The organism is Spiroplasma sp. hyd1 (genome assembly GCF_016082235.1).
GTDB lineage: Bacteria > Bacillota_I > Bacilli_A > Mycoplasmatales > Mycoplasmataceae > Spiroplasma > Spiroplasma poulsonii.
The window spans coordinates 1-4,840 of record NZ_JXYY01000067.1 but is presented as its reverse complement, the minus strand read 5'-3'; the positions used below and the strand labels follow the sequence as shown (position 1 = coordinate 4,840).

Here is a 4,840-nt window from a genome sequence, read left to right as displayed (position 1 = left end):
TTAGAATGAAGTTATTATGTTTTTTATTTTGGTCATACTTTTACTTTATTTGGTTTTATGTATGTTTATTTATATGGATTAACAAATTATCAGTTTTCACGAAAAGCAATTCAAACTAGTTTTATCACCGGAATTATTTAACCAATATTTTGGTGAAAATTATATTGTTGGTGATATTGCATGAGCATTAGGATTAAAAGATTTAGCACGACCATGACAGTTCTTAATTAGTTTTATTTTAGGAATCCCAATCATTGGATTAGGACTATTACTAATTTATTTATTTAAACCAATTTATCACCACCAAACAAAAATTAGGGTACATGATACATGATGAGAATTATTATTAAAAAAAATAAAACTGCATCATAACAAAAAAACTAGGGAAGAAAACGCCTAGTTTTTATTAAAGGTTTTAACCTTCATATTTTAAATAACGTTGTCAAAAGACGGGAGCTAAGCTCCGTAATGAAAGTGGAATGACAATTTGCATAATTGGATAAGTAAAAATAAAACTATGAATAAAGTTATAAACAATTGAATATAATCAATTTGTATAATCAGGTCAAACCGAATCAGGGAATAACGTTGTTCAAATTAAAGCTCCCACTAAAACTTGTGAGACATAAATCAAACTAATAATGCTAAAACAAATAATAATATAATTGATATATGTAATATATTTTTTATCATTATTAACTTTAAAACGCATAAATCCAGCAATCATTGGCACAATCATTGGAATGAAATAATCTAGTAAATATGATCAGGGTGAAACAATAAATCCTGATGGAATAAATAACAAGGACATTAATGCGCTAATTGCTCCCGTAATAAATCCAGCTAAAGCTGAATGAATAAAAGCAATGATTGTTAGGGGAATATATTTTAATGCAATACTGCCACCATGTGGTAAATTTGGAAGCATAGTTTCTAAAAACGCTAAGACAAGGGTTACAGCAGCAAACATTGCAATAATCACAAAATCAAATGTTTTTCATTTTCAAATTCCTAAATTAATTAAAAATCGTTTTTTCTTGCTTGCTTTTGCAAAAAGAACATCACTAATCTTAACTTCATAACTATAAATAATAATATTACTAATTAAATTAATAATATTAAGACTAATAAAATTTAAAATAATAAATTGCATTTTATAATTAATATATTCTTCATAGGTTGTTAATCAAGTACTAATCGTATATATAATACTAAACATTATACCAAAGACACAAATTGCAATAAAAAAAACTCATAGACTTTTAAAGTTTTGATCATGTTCTAAATGCAAAATTGTGCTTAATGTTGTTAGTGGTAAAACACTAAGCGTGATTAAAAAACCTAAATATAAACCAATTGGAATAAAAATTGTTAACTTATTGTATCATAAAACAATTCGTTGTTGTTTTACAGTACATTTAAAAATTGGTTTTTGCTCCATATATAAAAAAATCTCCTTACACAAATAACTTTATAATTAACATCTGTGAAAATGAGGATCAAACTAAATTTATTAAATTAATAAATAATGAATTTGAACTCCCTCCGCTAGTTTTAACTAGATCAGGTTCTAAGAGTATTTCTCAAACTTATTAGAAATAATAAGCTACCTCTGTCAATTATATTATTATCATAACATTGTAAGAAAAAACTGCAAGAAATTTTGGAATTTATTATATAATATATAGTAGAAGTTAGAGGAAGAGATATGTTTAAGTGATTTAAAAGAAAGAAAAAACAGGATATAATCGTTAATTTAGCTGCAGCTAGTAGTTTTGATGATGACATTGAAGCAGCAAGCGGCATTGATTTTAGAGAAAGCTTTGTTGCATCAACACCAACCGTGGTAGTGATGGAAGATAATTTAGAACCTAGCATCAAACCAAATGTTGATCAAAAAAATGTTAAAAATATTCATAATCTTGTTCAAAATGCACGTAGTCAAATAAATAAATATAAAGAAGAAAACAATGTTAATGAACATGAAAACTTATTAGAACGATTAGAACGTTTAAAAAACCTTCGTGATAGTTCACAATCAAAACCAAGTGAATTTCAACAAATGTTAAATCAAATTAAAGAACGTAATTTTAATGACCGGATGGCTTATATTATGGATCGAATTAAAGTTTCACATCGAGATGATAATAAATTGGAATTAAATCAGAATGGTGAACCAAAAGAAAAAACAAGATCAAAGCAAGCAAAAAAAGATAATATTGCAATTACTGGTAATAAAAAAGAAATTACTAAAATTAAACAAAAATTAGCCCAAGAAGATTATGCTGTTGTAAAGCAAAATAATGATTTTACGATTACATTATCTGTTGAACAATTTCAACATATTGTTCGTGATACTGTTGAAGATGTTTTGGTTGATTTAGGAATTAAAAATAAAGATGAATAATTATTCTTTCTTTTTCATTTTGGGTAAAGTTAACAAAAAAATAAGTGATGGGGGCAACGATAATGAAAATAGCGTTATTTGGGGGTAGTTTTGATCCATTTCATACCGATCATTTGGCCATAATTAAATTAGTTAAAGCTAAAACAGACATTGATCAAGTGTGAATTATTCCAACAAATCAAAATCCTTTTAAAACACGAAAATTATCTCCTGTTAGCGACCGATTAGCAATGATTAAATTAGTAGTTAGCAAACTATCATATGTTAAAATTAATTTAATTGAATTAGAAAATACAAAACCTAGTACAACTTATAATACTGTTTTAAAGTTACACCAGCAATTTCCAACGTATCAGTTTTATTTTATGATTGGTTCAGATCAATTACAAACGTTAGGAAAATGGAATAATATTGCTGAATTAATAAAAATGCAAACATTTATCATTTTTCAACGAAATGAGCAAATTAAACAAACTATTTTACAACAATATCAAGCACTTTTGATTCCTTTTACTAATAATTTGCATTTATCTTCAACAATGTTACGGGAAGGAGAAAAGGTTGCTTTACAGTTACCAGCAATTACAAATTATGTTAATAATAATTTATTATATTTGCCAGAACGATTAGGACAAAAGATGGATCCTGAACGTTATCAACATTGTTTAAATGTTGGTAAAAAAGCACAAGAATTAGCATTACGATATGGGTTAGATCCTCACAAAGCGTTAATTGCCGGAACTTATCATGACATTACAAAACAGTGACCAAAAGAGAAACAAGAAGCTTATTTAGAAAAATATTTACCAAGTTTTTTAACAGAACCAGTTCCAACTTGACATTCGTATACAGGATATTGTTATTTAAAATATGATCTTCTTTTTACCGATAAAGAAATTTTGTCCGCAATAAAATGACATACCGTTGGTCATCCTCAAATGACTTTATTTGAAATGATAATTTTTATTGCGGATAAAATTAGTGCGGAACGAAATTATCCTGGTGTTGAAAGTTATCGCGCTTTAGCACAACAAGACTTAACAAAAGCATTTCAAGCATTATTAACAATGCAATTTGACCGTGCCGTAATGCAAACTGGTCTTGCTCATTTAGGAAGAAAACTTAAATTAACTTATCAAGAATGAAAGCGAGGAAAATAATCTAATGAATTTAGTTATTAGTGCGATGGAAGCTGAATTAGCTTCAACAATAACAGCCTTACAGCCAACTGAAATTATTAAATATGATAATATTAAATTGTATCAAAAAGGAACATGATTATTTGCAATTAGTAAAATTGGCTTAGTGAATGCGGCGATGAGTTTAACAGCCTTAATTAATGATTATGCTATTAAAACAATTTATAATGTTGGTACGGTGGGGAGCTTAAAAAAAACAATGCCACTGTTAACGATTTTGTTGATTTCCGAAGCATATTATACTTTTGCTGATACACAAGCATTTGGATATGCAATTGGTCAAATTCCTGGTGAAGTAAGTAGTTATCAAAGTGATCAAACGTTATTAACGTTAGCTAAAACAAAAATATTAGATCCTCAGCAAGCTGTTTTGGGAAGCAGTGATATTTTTATCGATAAAGCAGAATATTTTAACCATATTAAAACAAAATTTAAAGACAAAATTGATGTTGTTGATATGGAAGGGGTTGCTTTTTTTCAAGTTGCAGCAAAGCATCATTTACCAATGATTAGCATTAAAATTGTTAGTGATTATTTGGAATTAAATGGCGATAGTGCAAATAGCCAATTTGAAAAAAATTTACCCTATGCTAGTCTGTTAATTCGTGATGTAATTATGAAATTTTTAAAAGATTAAACAATAGTAAGAAAAAAAGTTGTTTTTGATAAAAATGTCAAACAAAAGAAGACCTTCTGAAAAGATGTCATAGATATATAATTCTTAACAATAACCTATAAATGGAAAAAATTTTAATTTTTTATGGAAAAATATTTGAATTATATTTTTTTATTAACTAACACAACGGGAGAAAAGAAAAAATTGACAATATTAAAATTAAAAATATAATATAAATATGTATCAAAGAAGAAAGGAAAAATAATAAATGAAAAAAATATTATCTTTTTTAAGTATTTTTAGTTTAACAATAAGTGGAACAAGTAATATTATTGCTTGCAATGATAGTAAAGATTTAGAATTTACAGATAAAGAATTATTTGATTTTAGAACAAAAGATATTCTAAGTAATGAATATGTGGATGTTTATAAAAATATAAAAGATAAGTATCCAAATATGAATATTGAAATTATAAAAGAAAAACAAAAAAATGGTAGAATTGCATGAAGTAATAACATTGGTTTGTCTACTACTAAAATAGAGTTTAATGGTGATGGTGGAGAAACTTTTGGAAATCAATAGACTTCTTGCATTACTTGTTAAAAAATTGCAAATAT

Annotated in this window: 5 protein-coding genes and 1 riboswitch; of the genes, 4 read left to right on the top strand and 1 reads right to left on the bottom strand. The window is 26.6% G+C overall.

The window, feature by feature from the left end; genetic code table 4:
* Positions 1-415 precede the first annotated feature (415 nt).
* Positions 416-1,441, bottom strand: a complete 1,026-nt coding sequence (locus TS70_RS08720) for an energy-coupled thiamine transporter ThiT (protein WP_198049690.1) — start codon at positions 1,439-1,441, stop codon at positions 416-418.
* Positions 1,442-1,523: 82 nt separating this feature from the next.
* Positions 1,524-1,624: riboswitch (TPP riboswitch) on the bottom strand.
* 84 nt (positions 1,625-1,708) lie between these two features.
* Between TS70_RS08720 and TS70_RS05820 the strand changes: the two genes are divergently transcribed.
* From TS70_RS05820 to TS70_RS05805, 4 genes are all read left to right on the top strand, one after another.
* Positions 1,709-2,407: a hypothetical protein gene (locus tag TS70_RS05820; RefSeq protein WP_040093224.1), complete on the top strand. Its 699-nt coding sequence runs from the start codon at positions 1,709-1,711 to the stop codon at positions 2,405-2,407.
* A 62-nt stretch (positions 2,408-2,469) separates the two neighbouring features.
* Positions 2,470-3,567, top strand: coding sequence for a nicotinate-nucleotide adenylyltransferase (locus TS70_RS05815; RefSeq protein ID WP_198049689.1), 1,098 nt, complete (start codon positions 2,470-2,472; stop codon positions 3,565-3,567).
* A 4-nt stretch (positions 3,568-3,571) separates the two neighbouring features.
* Positions 3,572-4,243 (top strand): 5'-methylthioadenosine/S-adenosylhomocysteine nucleosidase, encoded by a 672-nt coding sequence (mtnN, locus tag TS70_RS05810; protein WP_040093227.1) that lies wholly within the window; start codon positions 3,572-3,574, stop codon positions 4,241-4,243.
* A gap of 247 nt (positions 4,244-4,490) precedes the next feature.
* The gene (locus TS70_RS05805; RefSeq protein WP_198049688.1) at positions 4,491-4,805 is read left to right on the top strand and encodes a lipoprotein; all 315 of its coding nucleotides are present in this window, start codon (positions 4,491-4,493) and stop codon (positions 4,803-4,805) included.
* The last annotated feature ends 35 nt before the right edge of the window (positions 4,806-4,840 follow it).